Here is an 18,932-nt window from a genome sequence, read left to right as displayed (position 1 = left end):
ACGTCTGGTGAATTTTACCTGGCTAATCTGTGTATACTTAACTATACGTGATAGACCGAATATGCGATGCAACGCGCAACACACTTACCCATCTATACTGGAGGAATGAAAGTGGATAAAATATCCTCGCTATCGGAACTGCTCGCCGGGCAGAAGTCAAGCTCCTACATCGAGATCCCCGGCAAAGTTTCTCGCACGTTCGGCCAGTCGACGTTAACAACGACGCTGCCGATCAGCAAGCTGTTTTCTATTTATGAAGTGGACCTGGAAGTGCAGCGGACCATCGTGCCGCAAAATTTGTCCAAACTGGTAGACTACATCAATTTGTACCTGGAGAATCAGAAGGGGATTTATTTCCCCGGCATCATTTTGTCGGCGCGTGGCGCGGGCACGGTTGACGAGGACCAGCAGGTGTACCGGTTGACGGCGATCGAGAAGCTGTATGTCGTCGATGGCCAGCACCGGTTGGCCGCGTTCCGGCGTTTGGCCGAAATGCTGCAGGGGTTGATGGCGCGCGCCAAGGACCAGCGCGAATACGAACGAATGGACGAAATTTCCGAGAAGCTGAGCCGGCTCTACGAGTTCCCGATGTCGACGATGATTTATCTCGATATCGACGCGAAGCAGGAGCGCCAGCTGTTCTCCGACATCAACAAGCTCCCGCGCAAAATCGGCGGAAACCTTGCCGTGCTGCGCGAGCAGCGTCGTTTCTACCATGTGTTGGCCAGCAAGCTGGTGCAGCAGGATCCGGCGATGGAGCGCATCTCGATCGACATGTTTACGGAGCGGGGCAAGGCGCCCGATTATTTGATCAGTTATCATGTGCTGATTGAAATTCTCGTCGCTTTGATCGAAGGACGATTGAAATCCGGCGCGCGCAATAACAGTTACGAGTTTGCTCCCAAAGAGCTGGAGGAGCACTACGCGCTCGCATCGCATTATTTCAAACAGCTGCTCAACCATTTGCCCGAGCCGGCCATCGGCCAACTCAGCTGGTCGGAGAACGTGCAGATTGCGCTCGCCTTGTTCCTGCACGGCGAAGCGACCAAAACCGGCAAGTTCAACCGCTACGCGCTCGATCACGCGGTCAAAATATTGCCCCATATCGAGTGGGACGCGATCTTCACCGGCGACGAAAAAGACCGCTTGCCGCGCCGTTCGCGCATCATGAAAGCATACCAGTTCGTACATGATTTCTACGAAGAGAAGCATCTGTTTCTGATTAGCGACAAGGAGGACGCGGTATAATGGAGGGCTTGCGGCTTAACGTTTCGATCCATCCGTTCTGCGGGCAATTCGGTTTGGCGACCGTGCCGGTGCAGGTGCAGGATTTGCTCAATTATACGACCATCGATCCGATGGTGCAGCGGAAGCTCAGCAATGGGCAACGCCGGAAAATTGGGAATTATTTACAAGAACGCGAGCTGGATCGGGTGTTTTTCGGACCGGTGACGCTGTCTTTGCGCGAAGTCGGCCAACTGGCCAAAGGCGATGAAGGGCTCGTGCTGCTGCCGGGCTCGAAGCTGAGCATTCTGGACGGCCAGCACCGGATCCTGGCGCTCGGTTACGTCAACGAACAAATGATCAAGGAAGTGCGCGCGCTGGAGCGCAAGGTGGCGGCGCTGAAAGTGAAGCATCGCCGGTTTCCGGACGACAAAGAGCTGGCCGACGAACTGGAGCAAGCGGAAGGCACCGTGCTGCAGCTGGAGAAGCGGCGGCTCGAGCTGATGGAAAGCGAGCTTGCCGTGCAGCTGTATATCGGCCTGAACGAAATCGAGGAGCAGCAGCTGTTTGGCGACATCAACTCGAAGGTGCAGCTCGTCAGCAAGGAGCTCGGCCATTCGTTCGATTCGACCGATCCGATGAACCTGGTCATTCAGCAGGTTGTCGATCATAATGTATTCCTGAAGGGCGCCGGCGTGGAGAAACGCGCCAACCTTACCGCCTTCAACAAAAACTTCACTTCGTTCAGCTGGTTGTATTCCACGGCGACGATGCTGTTTTCCGGCAAAATGCAGCGGTCCTACGAGCTGGCCCGGCAAATCCGCAAAGAACCGACGATTTACGTCGAAATTTTGCATCAGTTTTTCTCTTCGCTGCTGCCGTACATGCCAGAGCAGCCGGGAACGCCGGTATACACGTCGTCCAACCGGGCGATGCAGGAGAGCATTGCGCTGTACGCACACCAGCACCTGTTCCGCGACGGCGTATACAACAAGGAATGGACGAAATGCCTGCGCATCTTCGAAGGGTTCGACTGGTCGCACAACAACGAGGAATTGGTGGAGCGCTTCGGCTTGATGGACAACGGCAAGCTCAACCTGATCCACGAAAAGTCGCTGCGCAAGCACGGCCGGCTGGTGGAACTGTTCGAGCAGATGCTCGGCGAACAGGCGAAAGCCGCTTCAACCGCTTAGAGCTTCTTATTTCGCAGTGAAAATAGCCCTTGCGGACTGGCGTCCCAAGGACTATTTTTTTGTGCCGCGTACTCCCTAATCGGGATGCGTTGTGGTATGATGTAGGCATTAAGTACCAGCAAGGAAAGGGAGTCTCGCTTGGGTCGAAGCCGGCCGAGGCGACGGGGTGAATAGACGATGGCGCTTGAACTGAATGTAGCCAATTGCCCGAACTGCGGTTCGGTTTTTCAAAAAAATTTGCGCAACCTGTGCACGAAGTGTACCCGCCAATACGACGACGAGTTGAACCGCTGCCTGAGCGCGCTTCGGCACGATCGCCGCATCACAACCGACAAGCTGATCGAAAAGTCGGGCGTCGGCATCGCTTCGATTACGCAATTTTTCCGCGACAACAAAATTTTGCTCCGCGAATATCCGAACTTGTTCTATCATTGCGAGTTGTGCCGCAAGCCGATCCGTACCGGCAAGCTTTGCCCGCCTTGTACGACCGGCATCAACAGCGACATTCACCGGATGAACGAAGAAGAGAAGAAGCAGCAGGAGAAGCTGGTTCGGGAGAACCAGATGAGCTTCCGCATCAGCGACAGGCTGTCGCGCAAATAGTCGCCGCACGACCTGACGCAAACGCTCCGTTCCGCTGTCCTGGATGGACAGGGGGACGGAGCGTTTGTTTGCGTGCGGTCGGGTGCATTGCCGCTATTCGTGCAGCTTGCCGGCTTCGGCGGGGAAAAACTTGCGCTCCAGCGCATCCCAGCGCGACGCGAACCAGATGAGGCCGATGATCGGAAACAGCAGCAATCGGATGACGAACAACGTGTAGTGAAACGTTCCTTGCGTCACGAGCTCAAGCAAAGTGAGCAGCAGCGCGATGCCGAAGCCGAACGTCAGGATGCCGTAGCGCAGGACGTATTTTTTGCGGCCGATCGTCCGCCGCTGCGACCAGGTTTCAGCTTTCATTCAGAAGCAGCTCCTTTTGGAATTTTCGTTGCGGACAGCTTGTTCTTTCCCATTGTAGCGGGTCCTCGTTCCATGTGCAATCGATCCTCGGAAACGCGGCTGCTCCTGTGGTATGATGAACGTAGTGGGGGTGGAAACCGGTGGGGAAATTTTTGTTGTTCGTGCTGCTATGGCGGTTGCTCGGCAATCCGTTCCTGGCATTGCTGGTCATTATTGTTGTTATTTACGTGCTGGATCGCCGCTTCGTCGGCTTGTTCCCCAGCATTTCGGCGCCGCTGAAGCGGAGCGGCAGGCTGGCCAAACTGCGGCGGGAGCTGGCGCTCAGCCCGCACCAGACGAGCAGCCGCCATGAGGCGGCGCGGATCTTGCTGGAGAAGAAGCGATATGCCGAAGCGGAAAACGAACTGCGCAAGGTTCAAGGCGTGATGGACGATTCCGCGGACGTGTTGTGCGAGCTGGGGCTGTGCCGGCTGAAGGCGGGGGATCTCGTGGAAGGCGAACGATTGATGCGCGAAGGGCTTGCGATCAATCCGCGGGTCAAATACGGCGAGCCGTATTTGCGCTTGGGGGAAGCGTTCGCGGCTTCCGACCCGGACAAGGCGATCGGCTACATGAAGCAGTTCGGCGACATTCAGTCGTCCTCCTGCGAAGCGTATTACCGCCTTGGCAAGCTGTATAAGCAGCTCGGCCGCGAGCGGGACGCGGCTGCGGCCTTCGACGAAGCAGGGCACATATACCGCGGCTTGCCGGCGTACAAGCGGCGCTCCGAACGGCGCTGGGCGCTGCTGGCGAAGCTGCGCTATTAGGCGGCGCTGCGTCACCGGGACGGCGCAATCGTGAACATTTGAGGAAGAAGCGGCGGACAAGGGCAAAATGACGGCCATATGGCCGGTGTAGCTCTTGACCTGCGCCTTGGGCGAATTATACACTGGTAGCGTAAAATGTAGGCAAGGAGTGGGCAGTGAATGGCGACAGTCCGCAAGGCGCTGACGATCGCCGGCTCGGACAGCGGCGGCGGCGCGGGAATACAGGCCGATCTGAAGACGTTCCAGATGCTGGACGTTTACGGCATGTCGGCCATTACGGCAGTAACCGCGCAAAATACGCTCGGCGTATTCGGCATATATGATATTCCGCTGGAAGGAATCGACGCGCAGATCGATGCGGTCGTGCGCGATATCGGCGCGGACGCGGTCAAGACCGGCATGTTGTCGAAACCGGAAGTGATCGAGCTTGTCGCCGCCAAGGTGAAGGAACACGGACTGAGGCGACTGGTCGTCGATCCGGTCATGATCGCCAAGGGAGGACAGGCGCTGCTTGCCGCCTCGGCGACAGAGTCGCTGCGCAAGCTGCTGCTCCCGCTGGCGGCGGTCGTGACGCCGAACGTGCCGGAGGCCGAAGTGTTGACCGGACGAAGCATCGCCAGCCTGACGGAGATGGAAGCGGCCGCGCGGTCGCTTGTCGAGGAATACGGCGCGCGCTGCGCGGTCGTGAAGGGCGGCCACATGGCCGGCGATCCCGTCGACGTGGTGTATGACGGCAGCGGCATTCGCCTGCTGACCGCCACACGCCGCGAGACGCGGCATACGCACGGCACCGGCTGCACGTTTTCCGCCGCCATTGCGGCAGAGCTTGCCAAGGGCCGCGAACTGGCGGAAGCGGTGCAGACGGCCAAACGGTTCATTACATGCGCCATCGAAGACGAGCTCGGCATCGGCCATGGCCATGGGCCGACGAATCACTGGGCGTTTTCGCGGCGTCAAGGGTGAGTCGCGTATTATTCGCAGAAGAGAGGGAGCATCATGTCGCTGGAATACGTCATGCAGGCGGTAACGCTCATTTTCGTGATGGCGCTTACGTTTGCCGCGATGCTGATCTGGGCCAAATTCAAAAAAAGAAGAAGGTAGCGAAGCCCGATGTACTATTTGAATCGCGAGCAGTTTGAAGAGCGGCTGCGGTTTGTGCCGGTGCTTGTCGCCGCTGCGTCCGAGCTGTCGGCGGCGAACCCGGAGCCGGCAAACGACTGCCCGCTCCCGGTAACGTTCGCTGCCGAGCGGGTGCTCCACTTGGCGATCGAAACGGTCACCGATATCGGCAGCCTGCTGATCGACGCGTTCATGATGCGCGATGCCAGCAGCTATGACGATATCGTCGAGATTATCCGCGGCGAAGGCGCCATCGAAGCCGATACCGCGGCCATCCTGAGCGAGTTGGTGGCGCTGCGGCGACCGCTTGTGCAGCAGTATTTCGCATACGAACGCGGCGCCATACACCCGCTCGTGCGAACGCTGCCGGGATGGCTGCCGAAGTTCGGCGAATCGGTGCGCGTCTTTGTCGAACGCGAGCTGGTCTTGTAACCCAATTTTCGAAACGGAAATGTTTCGTAATTTACTTGTCACCCCAAATGCGTTACAATGGCGGTATTATGGCGCATGATAGGGTGATGGACATGAACGAACAAGAATCGTCGACCCGCAAAATGCTGCTGACGATGATGAAGACGAGAGGGCCGCTGAGCGTCGGGGAAATGGCCCGCGAGCTTGGGATCACGGAGATGGCGATCCGGCGGCACCTCAATACGCTTGAGCGCGACGGCCTGATCGAAGCGAAGCTCGTGCGGCAGGCGATGGGGCGTCCGAGCCACATTTACTCGCTCACCGGGCTGGCGGAAGATCTTTTCCCGAAAAACTATCATCATTTGACGCTCGATCTGCTCAGCGAGCTGGAGGCGGAAGAAGGCGGCGAGGTTGTCGGCAGGCTGTTCGAGCGGCGCAAGGAGAAGCTGTTCGCCAAATATCGCGAGCGGATGACCGGCAAGTCGCTGCACGACAGGGTAGCCGAACTGGCCGATATTCAGAACGCGAACGGCTATATGGTGCAATGGGAACAAAACGACCAAGGCGAGTATACGCTGCTTGAATACAATTGTCCGATCGCGCAAGTGGCGAACCGGTACAACGAAGCTTGCCACTGCGAGCTGGCGTTGTTCGGCAAGCTGCTGGAAGCCGATGTGGAGCGGACCGAATGTTTGACCAAGGGCGGCAGCAAGTGCACGTACCGCATCCGCGGCGGGCAAGTGGCTCAGCCGCAATCGACGGCGGCCTCGTCCTGACGCGCCGCAAGCGAAAAGGCTTTCCAACGGTCTACCCGGACCGTTGGAAAGCCTTTTTCACGCTCCGGCCGCTGTTATGTGCTGCCGGGTAACGAAATAGCCCATGAAAAATGGCTTATTTGCCTGATTTCGACCGCTTCGGCTAAAAGGCACGCTTTTGGCGAAATAGGCAGCAAAACATGGCCTATTGCCGCTCAAGCCGGGCCAGCTTCTTCGAAGTGCTGCGATAGCAGCTTTTTTTGCCGCCCCGCTACATCTTAGCGCGCGCCGGCAGCCACAACCGCCGCACCCGCAATCAGCTTCTTCGCCTTATCCGTGATGAAAGCGTAATTGCCCGCCGCAATTTCGCGCAAATTAATCAACGACCCGCCGATCCCAACCGCACAACAACCCGCTTGCAGGAAATCGGCAATGTTCGTTTCGCTTACGCCGCCGACCGCGACCATCGGAATATGGCTGAGCGGCCCTTGCAGCTCTTTGATATAAGGCAAACCGAGCCCCGTGCTCGGAAAAATTTTGACCGCGGAGGCCCCGGCTTTCCATGCTTTGACGATTTCCGTCGGCGTCATGGCGCCGGGATACACCGGTACGCCGCGGCCGGCCGCCAGGCGAATGGCGGCTTCGTCGGTATTCGGCGTGACGATGAACGATGCGCCGGCCGCGATCGCCTGCTTCGCATCTTCCTCGTCCAGCACCGTGCCGGCGCCGATAAACAAGCGGTCGCCATACTCCCGCTGCAGCGTTCCGATCATCGCCAGCGCCCCCGGCGTGTTCAGCGTAACTTCCATGACGGTAATGCCGCCGGCAAGCAGCGCCTCCGCTACGCCCCGAATATTCGCTTCCGCGACTCCCCGTACGATCGCGATAATCCGCGTTCGTTCGATTTCCGCCAGTCCTTGTTCCCGATCCATCATCGCTCGCATCCTCATTTTCCGTCGTCTTTCCCATTATACAACCGCCGCCGAACGCTTGCCAGCAAGTGCGATGGTAAACAGGGGAGCGGCAGGGAACAATAATTTTTGACGGGAGCTGTCACCATTCGCCGGGCACCCGCCTATACTGTCACTATGAAATAGGCATTCGCCTTCGTTCGGGCGGCGGGCGGCACCTGCTGCTTCCGAACGATGGTGCCGGCGCGGGAGGGATGACATGATCGTTTCTGTTAGCGTAGCGGTGGCGGCGGCCGCATTCGTCGTGTTGGTTGCGGTCGCCGTAAGGTTTCTGCTGCATACGGAACGTGTGCTGCGTCAGGCGCTCGTGTCGGCGGAAGCGGGCATCGCCGAACTGCAGCGCGCCGGCAAGGAAGCGGCGTTGCTGGCCCGCTCTTCGCGCCGGCTGGTGCGCGAGGTGCGCGGGAGGGTGGACGACATCGGGCCCATGTGCCGCGCCATCCGGCGAAGCGGCCAGGCGATCGGGCGGGCAGCGGAGACGTTCGGCTCCGTCGTCGGCGGGGCGGCCGATGCGGACGGCGGCAGCCGCGGTCCGGCAGCGGACGCGGCGTCGATTGCGATGTTGGGCATGCAGTTATGGCGGAAAATCCGGGCGTTGCGGTTGTCTTGGCTTGGGCGTGACTGAACACACTAGACACCTGACCCCTGACCCATTATCAAACCGAAGGAGTTGTGGAACAGATGGCAAAAAGAAACGGAAAAGATTTGCTGGTAGGCGCCGTCATCGGCAGTGCGGTAGGAGCGATCACGGCGCTGCTGTTCGCGCCGAAATCGGGCAAGGAATTGCGCGGCGACATCGCGGAGCAAGTAAGGGCAGCTGCCGACAAAACGCAGCAGCTGGCAGGTCAAGTGAGCGACAAGACGCAGCAGGTCGCCAAGCAGGTCGGGGCGCAAACGAGCGATTGGGTAGGCAAAATCAAATCGTGGCGCGGCGGCAAAGAGGAGGAACTGCAGGAGGAAACGGAAGCGGAACCGGCGCATCTGAACGGTGCGGCGCTGCTCGGCGACGACGCGTCGCTGCTTGCGGAAGATATCGAAGCGGCTTCGGACGAAGACGGCGAAACGGTGTCCAGTCATTAAAAACAGCAGCGGCTGCCGCTTCCCACTATCGGAGGCGGCAGCCGCTCGTTTCGGCTCTACCACTTGGACGGATCGATCTGATGGATGTCGACGCCTTCCCATACGTTGCGGATTGGCGCCGTCTGCGGGTTGTCGAATACGAGCCATGCCGTCGGGAGGAAGCGTTCGCCGTATTCGCTCGACGGTTTGTTGACGATTTCGTTGCCTTTCACCAGCACCGTGGAGGAGCCGCCGTCAAGATTGGCGGCGATAATCGCGCCGCGTTCGAGAAACAGCTTCTGCACGTCGTACAGCGTGGCGCCGATGCTGTGCGTTTGCCGGCCGTCGATGATCGCGAACATGATCGTGCCGTCCGCCTTCTGCGCCATGCAGGTGCGCGGGGCGATGCCCCAACCGTCGGCCTCGCTCTTGATTTGGCCTTCGCCGTTGACGATGAACCGCGGCGCAAACGTTACCGCTTCGCTCATGCCCATCTTCAGCAGCTCGTTCGGCGAATATTTGCCGGCGATCATATGGCCTTCCTTGTCGATGCCGACGACATGATTTTTCGTATCCATGCCGGCGTCGTTATAAAACAGTTTGCCTCCGGACATCACGATGCCTGTCGGCTGGAAGCCGTTGCCCTTCCATTCCGGGTCGACGAAGCCGCCGGCATTGACGCCGGCGATGGCGCCGGTCCGCTTCACCATGCTGGTCACTTTCTCCCCTTTGCCGTAAACGGCGGGGACGGCGATGCGAAGCTTTTTCGGATCGGAGATGGACAGGATATACCCTTTGAAGCCTTTGCCTTCCACGGGCTCGATCGTCGTAAGCGGCCTCGGGGTTGGCGTCGGCGTCGCATGCGATCCGCCTGCTGCCGATCCGGCGTTCATGGCCGGAGGTGTTGCGGTAGGGATGACGGCGGTTTCGGTGATCGGTTTGGCGGCATATTCGTCGAACCGCGACCAGTAGGCGGCGACCCTGTTATCCAGCTCGCGTTTGCCGATCAAATATTTGGCCCATTCCCGGTGCTGGGTGGCGATGACCGTGTCCGCCATGATGTTGCGGATGCGGGTGCCTGAGGGCGTAAAGAAAAACCAAATGGCAAATACGCTGAATACGGCCATGCCGCTCAGCGTCAAATTGCGGATCAGCCGCCAGAACGAACGCGGCTTGCGCGCGGCCTTGGATTGTTTGTTCGCGCGCGAAAGCGTCGGCGATTGGGCGGACAGGGGGCGGGAAGCGGTCGGTTCAGGCATTCATCCGGTCTCCTTGATGAAATCGCATTACCTTTATTAACGTATAAAACCGGAAAAGGTTGCATAGGGGCGATCCAATATATTCCAACATGTTTCGAGTATTGTCGACAATGCCGCTGCGAGGTGGCGAAGCGGAAGCCGAGACGCCGGGCTACGGACAATCGAACCGCTCCCGGTGATGGGTGTCATGACGGTATTCCGACGGGGACAAGCCATACCACTTGCGAAATTGCTTGGAGAAATAAAGCGAATCCGCAAAGCCGACGGAGGAAGCGACCTGCTCGATCGTCAGCGGTTCCATCAGCAGCGTTCGCGCCCGCTCCATGCGCAGCTTCAGCAGGAAGTTCATCGGCGACATGCCGGTGTGCTGCTTGAACATTTTGGACAAGTAGGTGCGGTGGTAACCGAGCGCCCCCGCCATCTGCTCGATCGAAATCGGTTCCGGGTACTGCAGCGTCAGCCAACGGATCGCCTGCTCGACCTGGCGGTCGATTTCCGAATCGGGCTCCTGTTTGCGCGCGGTTTTCGTACCGGAAGCCTTCATCCATTCGGCGAACAGAAGCCGCATATTGCCGTTTGCCCGCATGTCGCAGCTCGGATCGGCGTCATGCAGCGCCCGTTCGATCCGGTGGAACAGCAGCGGCACGAGGCGGCCGGCGGTCGACGCAACCGGCTGGTGCGGGCCGATGCCGAGCCGGGCGAGCAATTCGTCCGCCTGCGTGCCCTTGAACGCCACCCAGCGGTACTGCCACGGCGCAGCGGCATCCGAAGCGTAGCTCACCAGCTCGCTTGGCGCGATGAAGAAGCTGTCGCCGGTTGTCAGCGCATATTCGCGGCCGCGGCAGCGGAACGTGCCCGTGCCGGACACGACGTAATGGACGAGATGATAGTCGCGCACCTGGGGACCGACCTTGTGTTCCGGTTCGGTTTGCGAATGGCCGGCGAACAGGACGACGATTTCCCCTTTGCCGGGATACGGATTGATCGTATTGTGGTGAAAAGGCTGCAGCATGGCATCCTCCCGCGGATGAAAAGTGCGGCGGCATTCCTCCGTCCGGTCAAGCCGGCCGCTGTCTACTCTCCATCATGCGGATAACGGCTCCTTTTTGCAAGCGGAAACTACAAATGTCCATAAACATATCGCATCCTTCCATGGCGAAACGGTTCATCTCGTCTTATATTCAGAAGTATGTGAGCCGGGTTGGAAGCGGATACGCCGCCGATCCGGCGCGTACCGCCACAAGCGGACGATCTGAACCAACAGGAGGATTTCCCCATGTCCAAAATTACGTTCCTCGGCGCAGGCAGCACCGTCTTCGCCAAAAATGTGCTCGGCGACGTGATGAACACGCCGGCGCTGCAAGGCTTCGAGCTGGCGCTGTTCGATATCGACGCGCAGCGGCTGCAAGATTCGGAGAACATGCTGAACAATTTGAAGAAAACGGCGAACAGCACTTGCGTCGTCAAAGCGTACAGCGACCGCAAGGAAGCGCTGCGCGGCGCCAAATACGTCGTCAACGCGATCCAGGTCGGCGGCTACGATCCTTGTACGATCACGGACTTCGAAATTCCGAAGAAATACGGCCTGCGCCAGACGATCGCCGATACGCTTGGCATCGGCGGCATTTTCCGCAACCTGCGCACGATTCCGGTCATGCTCGACTTCGCCAAAGACATGCGCGAGGTTTGCCCGGACGCCTGGTTCTTCAACTACACGAACCCGATGGCCGTGCTGACGAACGTGATGAACACGCATGGCGGCATCCAGACGGTCGGCTTGTGCCACAGCGTGCAAGTGTGCGTACCGCACATGTTCAAGCACCTCGGCCTCGACACCGAGGGAGTCAAAGCGAAGATCGCCGGCATCAACCATATGGCGTGGCTGCTTGAAGTGTCCAAGGACGGCGTCGACCTGTATCCGGAAATTAAGCGCCGCGCCGCCGAGAAGCAAAAAGAAAAGCACAATGACATGGTGCGCTACGAGCTGATGCTGAGGTTCGGCTACTATGTGACGGAATCGTCCGAGCATAATGCCGAATACCATCCGTATTTCATCAAGCGCAATTATCCGGAGCTGATCGAACGCTTCAACATTCCGCTCGACGAATACCCGCGCCGCTGCGTCAATCAGATCGAACGCTGGAAGACGATGCGCGAGGAGCTGGTGAACGACCGCAACCTGACCCACGTTCGTTCGCACGAGTACGCGTCGTACATGATGGAAGCGATGGAGACGAACAACCCGTTCAAGATCGGCGGCAACGTCATGAACACCGGGCTGATTACGAACCTGCCGAAGGAAGCGTGCGTCGAAGTGCCTTGCCTGGTCGACCGCAACGGCATTACGCCAACGTATGTCGGCGACCTGCCGCCGCAGCTGGCCGCGCTTAACCGCACGAACATCAACACGCAATTGCTGACGATCGAAGCGGCCATGACGCGGAAGAAGGAACATATTTACCATGCCGCCTTGCTCGATCCGCATACCGCAGCCGAGCTGTCGATCGACGACATTGTCGCGCTGTGCGACGATCTGATCGAAGCGCACGGCGACTGGCTGCCGAAGTTTAACTGATCGCTCCTTCAAGACACAACCGCCGGACCGCACTCGTTCAAGTGCAGGCCGGCGGTTGTTCGGTTGCCGCGCGCTATTCGTGGATCCTTGTATTGATGACGTTGCCGAGCTTCAGCTTGCTGACCTGGCTCGTCACCTTGGTATTCAGCGTCGATATCCGGTCGAGGTCATTGACCAGATCGGCCACGCCGACTTTGACGACATGCAGCACGCTGCTTACGGCCGAAGCGACATAGTCGTCGGCCACGGGATTGCCGCCTTCGACCGGATTCATTTGCCCGATCCGCGCGAGCGCAGCCGGGCTTACTTTATGGTCGAGCCCGCTCGCCTTCAGCTCCTTGCCCAGCGACTCCTGCATGCCCGACAGCGCCGCCTGCATCAGCTTCGGATTTTCCTCCAGCAGCTTCGCGAGCGTTTCCATTTCCTTCTTCTGATCGACACTCATGAGACCAACTCCTTTTGCATATTTTCCCGGATCAGCTCCAGGCCGTATTGCCGCATGGCGTCCTCCACCATCCAGAAGTTGTCCGCCTGACGAAGCGCGTTGCACATGAAACAGACCGAATATTGCCGCTCCGGCAGCGCGTATTCGCCGTGATACCGCCGAACGATGCGTTCCAGCTCGTCCAGGCCGCGATGCGTGATCGTTTTCAAATACATGTCGCCCAGCATGCCCACCAACACTTCCGGCATCGTCTGCCGGTACAAGTTGCCGACAACGAACACGCCGTCGTCCAGGCAAACCGAACAGCAAGGGTCGACGTCGCCGTTCGGCTGGATGACGACCTGCACGCGCGGGCATAACAGCGGGCCTTCCGTCCGGTCGGCGGAGAAGCTCGACCGCGGCAGATGTTTGGCCCGTCCGACGGGAAGCACGTAATGACTTTCGTCCCAAATAATGTGCGGATGCAGATCCGGTTCGAAATAATCTTTGGCCGTGCCTTCCTTGCTTTTGAAATGGCTGGTGACGGCTACCGTCAGGCCTAGCTCGAGCGCGATCTTGACGGCGGCGGTCGACTGGGCCAGCGGGACCCAGGCGATGTGGCTCGGGTCGATGGAGATGGCGATTTCCGTCAGACCGAGCGCCTGCAGCCGCTTCAGCCGCTTGCGCGCGAGTTCGGGACTCTTGCCCCAGAAGCCGTTGCTCGTAATCGACGTTTGGAAGCCGTATGCGTACAAATGCCGATGAATCTGCTCCATTTCGTCGTAGCGCAGAAACACTTCGCCGCCCGTGAAGCCGGCGGTCCGGCAATACGGCACATAAGCGGCAAAATCGTCGATCCACTGCCTGGCGGCTTCGGGATCGATCGCCCCGCGCTTGTCCGGTCCGTCGTCGTTGCAGCAAAAATCGCAAAATGCGTTGCATTGGCGCGTAAGGCTGAACACCAGATCGTGAATCCGGACGTGTCCGTTTACGGACGTTTGCACGATATTCCTCCTCTCTGCTTGGGGTGGAGCCGCGATACAAGCCGAGTATACATTTTAACGGAATCGGGCGACAATAGTGCGAATTGTCCAAAAATTCAACCGATTTTATCCGCCCCGAAGCTTAATGCTGCCGGAACCGCAAGTCCCGATTGCGCCGATGATTCTTATGCCAGTCAGGAAATCGCTGGTTCCTATGGACGAGTAGTGGAATGCGTTTGTCCCGGTACAGCCGGTCAAAGAAGCCAAAACAGAGCAATCGATGACATGAGATTGACATTTACAGGAAACATGCTCAGTCCGCATAATAAAAACGTAACGTTACGGAAAATGAGGGAGGTAAGCGGGAATGGTCAAACGAAAAATCGGGGGTGCCGCGCTGACGACGCTGCTGGCGACAGCGATGGCGGCAACGGGCTGCAGCAGCAGCAAAGAATCGGACCAATCGGCTTCGCCGTCGGCGATCGCAAGCGCCACGCCTTCGGCAAGCGGCGCCGTATCGGCCGTGCCGAAGGCGGACGGGCCGCTCGGCAAATATTCGCCGCCGATCACGGTTTCTACCGTGCGCAAGTTCAACAGCGGCTCGAAGTTTCTTCCCGGGGAAAGCTGGGACAACAACATCTATACCAACGAGCTGAAAAACCAGCTCGGCATCGAAATGAAAAACTTGTGGATCGTCGACGACCAGCAGTATCCGAAGAAACTGAACGTTTCGATGGTGTCCGGCGATTTGCCCGATGTGTTCGAGGTCAATTTGCAGCAGCTGCAGCTGCTGATCGATGCCGGCCAAATCGCCGACTTGACCGACCTGGTCGAGAAATACGGCTCCGATCTGCTGAAGAAAATGCTGAATGAATCCGGCGGCATTTCCCGGACGGCGTCTTCCGTCAAAGGCAGGTTGATGGCGCTTCCGAACGGAGGCGGCGGGCGGGACGACGCGCAATACATTTTCATCCGCACCGACTGGCTGCAGAAGCTGAACCTGCAACCGCCGAAAACGATGGACGACGTCATCAATATCGCCAAGGCATTTTCGAACAATGACCCCGACGGCAACGGCAAGAAGGATACGTTCGGCCTCAATCTCGACTACAATTTGTTCAACGGCTGGGCGGGGCTTGACGGGTTCTTCAACGGGTACCATGCCTATCCGTTCAATCCGGGCGGGCCGAACTCGACGGGGCTCAACCTGGTGTTCCTCGATAAAGGCGGCAAGCTGGAATATGCCGATATTCAGCCGGAAGTGAAGACGGCGCTCGGCAAACTGCAGGAGCTGTTCAAGGCGGGTGCGATCAATCCCGAATTCAGCGTCGGCGGCGGCGAGAAGAGCGCCGAACTGACGACGGCGGGCAAGGTCGGCATGACGTTCGGGCAGTTCTGGAACCCGGGTTGGCCGCTCAACGACATGAAGTCGAAAGATCCGAGCGTCGAATGGGGCGTCTTCCCGCTTGTATCGGCCGACGGCGCGCCGGTCAAGACGCTCAGCAACTCGATCGTGCCGAACCGTTTTACGGTCGTCAGCAAAAAGGCGAAAAATCCGGAAGCGGCGATCAAAATATTGAACTTTTTTCTGGAGAAAAATTACGGCGAAACGCGCGACGAGAAGTACCACAGCGTCAAATCGGGCGACGAAAACATCGCGACGTTCGGGCTGTCGCCGATTCAGGGCGGTTACGCCGAAACGAACCAGGACGACTACTACGCCGTACAGGAAGCGCTGAAGTCGAAGGATACATCGAAGCTGAACCCGACGGCGCTGGAGTACTACAAGAGCATCCAGTCCTATCGCAGCGGCGAGCTGAAATATTGGGCCACGGAAAAAATGTTCGGCACGCCGGACGGCAGCACATACGGCTTGCTGGCGCAGTACAAGAAAAACAACGCGTTCATGACGAACGCATTCCTCGGCTCGCCGACGGATACAATGCAGAAGAACGGTCCCGCGCTGCGCGACCTGGAAGTCAAGACGCTGACCAAAATCATCATGGGCGAGCAGCCGCTCGAATCGTTCGACCAATTCGTGGCGGACTGGAAGAAGCAAGGCGGCGACCAGATTGTCAAAGAAGTCAACGAGTGGTACCAGCAGCATAAATGACGCCGGTTCGCCAAGGGATGGGGGTCGATCCTCCATCCTTTGGCATGCAAGCCGGCGACGGCTTCCGCATCTGCATTCGCATCCGCATCGAAGGGAGAACGGGCATGCCGCACAAACGAATGTTCAAAGACGGGCAACTTCATGTGATGGTATGGGCCGGGCTGCTGTTCGTCCTCGTCTTCGCCTACGGCCCGATGGTCGGCGCCGTCATCGCCTTTCAGAAGTTTCTGCCGACGAAAGGGCTGTTCGGCTCGGAATGGATCGGATTCGACAATTTCCGCTACATTTACAGCTTGCCCGATACGACGCAAGTCATTTACAACACGGTGTTCATCGCCGTCATGAAAATGGTTGCCGGCCTTGCCGCGCCGATCGTCACGGCGCTGCTGCTCAACGAGCTGCGCAGCCGGCTGTTCAAACGATTCGTGCAAACCGTCGTTTATATGCCGCACTTTTTGTCCTGGGTCATTCTGTCCGGGGTGTTGATCGACATCTTGTCGCCAAACTACGGCATCGTCAATGACTTGATAGCCGCCCTCGGAATGAAGCGGACGTTTTTTCTCGGCAACGAGCAATGGTTCCCGTACGTCCTCGTGACGACCGACGTCTGGAAGGAGTTCGGCTTCGGCACGATCGTTTATTTGGCGGCGCTTACGGGCATCAATCCGATGCTGTACGAGGCCGCGGTCATTGACGGGGCAAGCCGCTGGAAGCAGACGCTGCACGTCACGCTTCCCGGCGTTGTGCCGATCGTCGTGCTGATGGCGACGCTGAGCCTCGGCAACGTGCTGAACGCCGGCTTCGACCAGGTGTTCAACTTGTACAGCCCATCGGTTTATTCGACCGGCGACATTCTCGATACGTATGTGTATCGGCTAGGGCTCGTCAATTTCGAATTTGGCGTCGCTACGGCGGTTGGCCTGTTCAAGGCGGTCGTGTCGCTGGTGCTCATTTCCTTCTCGTACGGGCTGGCATACCGGTTTGCCGGCTACCGCATTTTTTAGCGGGATGGTTCAATGGCGTGCGCCGGCACGTTACCGGGCAGCAGCAAGGGAGGATGACAACGTTGATCGAACGCAAATCTGTCTGGCGCACCGTGTTTGTCGCCGGCAATTACAGTTTTCTCGCATTTTTGGCGGCGCTTTGCATTTTGCCGGTAATCAATGTGCTGGCGGTTTCGTTCAGCGATGCCTACTACGTGGGCGCGGGTCTGGTGAAGCTGTGGCCGATCGGCTTTACGGTCAAATCGTACGAGTACGTGGCGAAGACGCCTGCGTTCCTTCGCTCGATCGGCGTGTCGCTGGAGCGGGTGGCGCTCGGGACCGCGCTGAACATGCTGCTGACGACAGTGGTGGCGTACCCGCTGTCGAAGGAGGCGGGGAAGTTCCGCTTCCGCACGTTGTATGTGTGGCTGTTCGTGTTTACGATGCTGTTCTCCGGCGGGCTTGTGCCAACTTATATCATCATTCGCGAGCTGCATCTGATCGATACGATCTGGTCGCTTGTGCTTCCCGGCGCGGTGCCGATCTTCAACGTTGTGCTGCTGCTGAATTTCTTCCGCTCGCTGCCGCGCGAGCTGACGGAAGCGGCATACATCGACGGCGCATCGCACTGGCAAACGCTGTGGCGGGTTGCCGTGCCGCTGTCGATGCCGGCGATGGCGACGCTGACGTTGTTTACGGTAGTGGCCCATTGGAACGAATGGTTCTCGGGCCTGATCTATATGAACGTGCCGGACAACTACCCGCTCGCCAGCTATTTGCAGACGGTCATCGTGCAGAAGGACGTCAGCCTGGCGACCGATCCGGTCATGCTTGCCAAGCTGTCGCAGCTGAACAACCGCTCGATCAAGGCGGCGCAAATTTTTCTCGGCGCTTTGCCGATTTTCCTGCTGTATCCGTTCCTGCAGCGGTACTTCATGTCCGGCCTTGTGCTCGGCAGCGTGAAGGAGTGACGCGGAGCGCCGGCCGCAATGAGGCCGGCGTTCGCGTGCGGCTGCGTGGCGGGAGAGCGTCGACGGGACGAGCAGCCGGTACAGATTGATGCGGCGCGCGTTTCGCGGTTCGGAGACAGCGGCGCGATGTCCGGCAACTGTAACGGTTTTGACGGCGCTTATTTCGCTCAAAAAGCCCGGTTTCAACTTGTAACGGTTCTAGGTGAGCTTATGAGGCGATTTTTTGCGGAAATATCGCGATTTCGACCCAATAAGCTCAACTGGAACCGTTACATTTTCAAAAGTGGCATTTTTCAAGCAATAGGCGCTATACAAACCGTTAGAATCGCCTGCCCATTCGCCCGCGCACTTTTGCCCCATCGCCTGCCCTTCCACATTCGTGCCGACTAACGCATTACACTGGCCGCTCACTTCATTTTCGCCAGCACGTACGTACGGTAACGTTGATTGCCGCTGGCTACTTCCAGCATTCTTTTCTCCACCAGGCTGCGAAGAGCAGCCCGGGTGCGATTTTCGGTGATATTCAGGTGCCGGGCGAGCTCGGCTGGCGTAAATGGACGAAGCAATCGACCGGCAAAACGCAGCGTTTCCGCTTCCGCCCAATGGAGTTCCGCCGGCACGGAGCCGGAAAGGACCAACTGTTTGCAAACGCCGGGATCGTCAATGATGGATAAATAGGCAATCGGCAGGAAGAGCCAATCGTCGAGCGCCAGCAGCGCCTGCTTCATGCAAAGATCCTTGAACCGGCTGACCTCGATGTCTCTTGCATGGCTGCGAAAGTCATGTACTTCCAGGCATCCTTTCTTCAAAGGAGCAGGCAAGTAAGCAAAGTCGAGATAACGATAGCCGTTGTTGAAATCCCGCACCGCGTATTCCGGGTAAAGATGATCCAGGTTGCCAATCGCGGGAAACCAAATCAAACCGCAACAAATCGACCGAACCCCGGCTCAATCCTTTCTGCAGCAATTCCCGTCTCCGGGGGCTTTTTTCCTCCATAATGTGCTGCTCCAGCCACCTTTGACAAACCTCGTCAAATTGGCCCATACGTTCACTTCCCGTCCTCCCGGCAAAACAAAAAACCGCCTCGAGGCGCCGCCGTTCAACTGAACGCGACGCAACAAAGCGGATG

The 18,932-nt window shown here is 58.4% G+C and carries 19 protein-coding genes and 1 pseudogene; 13 read left to right on the top strand and 7 right to left on the bottom strand.

Annotation, left to right across the window (positions count from 1 at the left end):
- The first annotated feature begins 111 nt into the window (after nucleotides 1–111).
- The 3 genes from EXY20_RS26185 (at nucleotide 112) to EXY20_RS26175 (ending at nucleotide 3,020) form a co-directional block, all read left to right on the top strand.
- Nucleotides 112–1,248 (top strand): DGQHR domain-containing protein, encoded by a 1,137-nt coding sequence (locus tag EXY20_RS26185; protein WP_135555082.1) that lies wholly within the window; start codon nucleotides 112–114, stop codon nucleotides 1,246–1,248.
- Nucleotides 1,248–2,417, top strand: a complete 1,170-nt coding sequence (locus EXY20_RS26180) for a DNA sulfur modification protein DndB (RefSeq protein WP_135555081.1) — start codon at nucleotides 1,248–1,250, stop codon at nucleotides 2,415–2,417. The genes EXY20_RS26185 and EXY20_RS26180 overlap by 1 nt, the downstream gene beginning before the upstream one ends.
- Nucleotides 2,418–2,594: 177 nt before the next feature.
- Nucleotides 2,595–3,020 carry a flagellar protein gene (locus EXY20_RS26175; RefSeq protein ID WP_135555080.1) on the top strand — a complete coding sequence of 142 codons (426 nt, stop codon included), beginning with the start codon at nucleotides 2,595–2,597 and terminating at the stop codon, nucleotides 3,018–3,020.
- 93 nt (nucleotides 3,021–3,113) lie between these two features.
- Here EXY20_RS26175 and EXY20_RS26170 read toward each other — a convergent pair whose 3' ends face one another.
- On the bottom strand, nucleotides 3,114–3,374 hold the full coding sequence (locus tag EXY20_RS26170) for a hypothetical protein (RefSeq protein ID WP_135555079.1): 261 nt from the start codon (nucleotides 3,372–3,374) through the stop codon (nucleotides 3,114–3,116).
- Nucleotides 3,375–3,514: 140 nt separating this feature from the next.
- On the opposite strand from EXY20_RS26170, the gene EXY20_RS26165 reads away from it, so the two are divergent.
- The 4 genes from EXY20_RS26165 (at nucleotide 3,515) to EXY20_RS26150 (ending at nucleotide 6,486) form a co-directional block, all read left to right on the top strand.
- Complete coding sequence (locus tag EXY20_RS26165; RefSeq protein WP_135555078.1) at nucleotides 3,515–4,180, top strand: tetratricopeptide repeat protein; 666 nt, start codon at nucleotides 3,515–3,517, stop codon at nucleotides 4,178–4,180.
- A gap of 159 nt (nucleotides 4,181–4,339) precedes the next feature.
- The gene (thiD, locus tag EXY20_RS26160; protein ID WP_135555077.1) at nucleotides 4,340–5,143 is read left to right on the top strand and encodes a bifunctional hydroxymethylpyrimidine kinase/phosphomethylpyrimidine kinase; all 804 of its coding nucleotides are present in this window, start codon (nucleotides 4,340–4,342) and stop codon (nucleotides 5,141–5,143) included.
- Between the two features lie 147 nt (nucleotides 5,144–5,290).
- Complete coding sequence (locus EXY20_RS26155; protein ID WP_135555076.1) at nucleotides 5,291–5,731, top strand: DUF86 domain-containing protein; 441 nt, start codon at nucleotides 5,291–5,293, stop codon at nucleotides 5,729–5,731.
- 92 nt (nucleotides 5,732–5,823) lie between these two features.
- Nucleotides 5,824–6,486 carry a helix-turn-helix transcriptional regulator gene (locus EXY20_RS26150; RefSeq protein WP_135555075.1) on the top strand — a complete coding sequence of 221 codons (663 nt, stop codon included), beginning with the start codon at nucleotides 5,824–5,826 and terminating at the stop codon, nucleotides 6,484–6,486.
- Nucleotides 6,487–6,743: 257 nt separating this feature from the next.
- Here EXY20_RS26150 and EXY20_RS26145 read toward each other — a convergent pair whose 3' ends face one another.
- The gene (locus tag EXY20_RS26145) at nucleotides 6,744–7,397 is read right to left on the bottom strand and encodes a bifunctional 4-hydroxy-2-oxoglutarate aldolase/2-dehydro-3-deoxy-phosphogluconate aldolase (RefSeq protein ID WP_135555115.1); all 654 of its coding nucleotides are present in this window, start codon (nucleotides 7,395–7,397) and stop codon (nucleotides 6,744–6,746) included.
- Nucleotides 7,398–7,635: 238 nt separating this feature from the next.
- Between EXY20_RS26145 and EXY20_RS26140 the strand changes: the two genes are divergently transcribed.
- Nucleotides 7,636–8,061: a DUF948 domain-containing protein gene (locus EXY20_RS26140; RefSeq protein ID WP_135555074.1), complete on the top strand. Its 426-nt coding sequence runs from the start codon at nucleotides 7,636–7,638 to the stop codon at nucleotides 8,059–8,061.
- A gap of 56 nt (nucleotides 8,062–8,117) precedes the next feature.
- Nucleotides 8,118–8,516 (top strand): YtxH domain-containing protein, encoded by a 399-nt coding sequence (locus EXY20_RS26135; RefSeq protein ID WP_135555073.1) that lies wholly within the window; start codon nucleotides 8,118–8,120, stop codon nucleotides 8,514–8,516.
- A gap of 56 nt (nucleotides 8,517–8,572) precedes the next feature.
- Here the strand turns inward: EXY20_RS26135 and EXY20_RS26130 are convergent, their stop codons facing one another.
- Nucleotides 8,573–9,754 (bottom strand): phosphodiester glycosidase family protein, encoded by a 1,182-nt coding sequence (locus EXY20_RS26130; RefSeq protein ID WP_135555072.1) that lies wholly within the window; start codon nucleotides 9,752–9,754, stop codon nucleotides 8,573–8,575.
- A gap of 151 nt (nucleotides 9,755–9,905) precedes the next feature.
- Nucleotides 9,906–10,766, bottom strand: coding sequence for an AraC family transcriptional regulator (locus EXY20_RS26125; protein WP_135555071.1), 861 nt, complete (start codon nucleotides 10,764–10,766; stop codon nucleotides 9,906–9,908).
- Between the two features lie 264 nt (nucleotides 10,767–11,030).
- Here EXY20_RS26125 and melA point away from each other — a divergent pair, with 264 nt between their 5' ends.
- Nucleotides 11,031–12,329 (top strand): alpha-glucosidase/alpha-galactosidase, encoded by a 1,299-nt coding sequence (gene melA / locus EXY20_RS26120; protein ID WP_135555070.1) that lies wholly within the window; start codon nucleotides 11,031–11,033, stop codon nucleotides 12,327–12,329.
- 73 nt (nucleotides 12,330–12,402) lie between these two features.
- On the opposite strand, the gene EXY20_RS26115 is transcribed toward melA, so the two are convergent.
- Together EXY20_RS26115 and EXY20_RS26110 are read right to left on the bottom strand one after the other, a co-directional pair.
- Entirely contained in the window at nucleotides 12,403–12,774 is a 372-nt protein-coding gene (locus EXY20_RS26115) for a hypothetical protein (RefSeq protein WP_135555069.1), read from the bottom strand.
- Nucleotides 12,771–13,757, bottom strand: coding sequence for a radical SAM/SPASM domain-containing protein (locus EXY20_RS26110; RefSeq protein ID WP_167859533.1), 987 nt, complete (start codon nucleotides 13,755–13,757; stop codon nucleotides 12,771–12,773). The genes EXY20_RS26115 and EXY20_RS26110 overlap by 4 nt, the downstream gene beginning before the upstream one ends.
- Nucleotides 13,758–14,103: 346 nt before the next feature.
- Between EXY20_RS26110 and EXY20_RS26105 the strand changes: the two genes are divergently transcribed.
- The 3 genes from EXY20_RS26105 to EXY20_RS26095 all read left to right on the top strand — a co-directional run bounded on the left by EXY20_RS26105 (nucleotide 14,104) and on the right by EXY20_RS26095 (nucleotide 17,803).
- Nucleotides 14,104–15,849, top strand: a complete 1,746-nt coding sequence (locus EXY20_RS26105) for an extracellular solute-binding protein (RefSeq protein ID WP_135555067.1) — start codon at nucleotides 14,104–14,106, stop codon at nucleotides 15,847–15,849.
- A gap of 104 nt (nucleotides 15,850–15,953) precedes the next feature.
- Nucleotides 15,954–16,853 carry an ABC transporter permease gene (locus EXY20_RS26100; protein WP_135555114.1) on the top strand — a complete coding sequence of 300 codons (900 nt, stop codon included), beginning with the start codon at nucleotides 15,954–15,956 and terminating at the stop codon, nucleotides 16,851–16,853.
- 53 nt (nucleotides 16,854–16,906) lie between these two features.
- A complete protein-coding gene (locus EXY20_RS26095; protein ID WP_135555066.1) occupies nucleotides 16,907–17,803 on the top strand; it encodes a carbohydrate ABC transporter permease in 897 nt (298 codons plus the stop codon).
- A gap of 407 nt (nucleotides 17,804–18,210) precedes the next feature.
- Here EXY20_RS26095 and EXY20_RS40715 read toward each other — a convergent pair.
- A pseudogene (locus EXY20_RS40715) lies at nucleotides 18,211–18,847 on the bottom strand (transcriptional regulator).
- Nucleotides 18,848–18,932: the final 85 nt, after the last annotated feature.

The sequence above is a fragment of the Paenibacillus cymbidii genome, assembly GCF_004764705.1.
Taxonomy (GTDB): Bacteria; Bacillota; Bacilli; order Paenibacillales; family NBRC-103111; genus Paenibacillus_AN; species Paenibacillus_AN cymbidii.
Note: the sequence above shows the minus strand (reverse complement) of the source record. Positions and strands in the feature narration are given on the sequence as shown.